The sequence below is a fragment of the Neisseria sp. P0021.S005 genome, assembly GCF_051956955.1.
The window spans coordinates 1-599 of sequence record NZ_JBQCWY010000866.1; the positions used below are offsets into that span (position 1 = coordinate 1).

Consider the following 599-nt stretch of genomic DNA (forward strand, 5'->3'; position numbering starts at 1 on the left):
TTAAATAAAATATTCTATATTCTTTCAATGGGATATATTTTTATTTAAATAAAAACCTTGCGCGTAGCCTGATTTTTTGATTTAATGTCGGCTTATCGGGTGATTAGCTCAGTTGGTAGAGCGTCTGCCTTACAAGCAGAATGTCGGCGGTTCGACTCCGTCATCACCCACCAAGTTTCCTTTCATTGTCTTTGACAGTGGATGCGCGGTGGTAGCTCAGTTGGTTAGAGTACCGGCCTGTCACGCCGGGGGTCGCGGGTTCGAGCCCCGTCCGCCGCGCCATTATTTAAAAAGCACTGATTATATCAGTGCTTTTTTATTTGTCTTAAAAACTCAATCAAGCTGCAAAAATAGAAATAGGGTAAGTAACGGGGTATGGAAATACTGTTTGACCTTAAATTCTGATGATTTTGAAAAAGGCCGTCTGAAACTTTTAACGTTTCAGACGGCCTTTAGTCTATTGAAACAATAGATTAGATATCCAATTCTGCCGTATCGCCTTCTTTTTCCATCCATGCGCGGCGGGCGGCGGCTTCGCCTTTGCCCATCAGTTTGACGAAGATATCGCGTGTTTCGTCATCTGCACCTTCTGGGATTTG

Annotated in this window: 2 tRNA genes; both read left to right on the forward strand. The window is 43.4% G+C overall.

The features are described 5' to 3' along the window. Positions 1 to 97: 97 nt before the first annotated feature. A tRNA-Val gene (locus ACTHUE_RS19845) sits at positions 98 to 173 on the forward strand. A 32-nt stretch (positions 174 to 205) separates the two neighbouring features. Continuing rightward, a tRNA-Asp gene (locus tag ACTHUE_RS19850) sits at positions 206 to 282 on the forward strand. Positions 283 to 599: the final 317 nt, after the last annotated feature.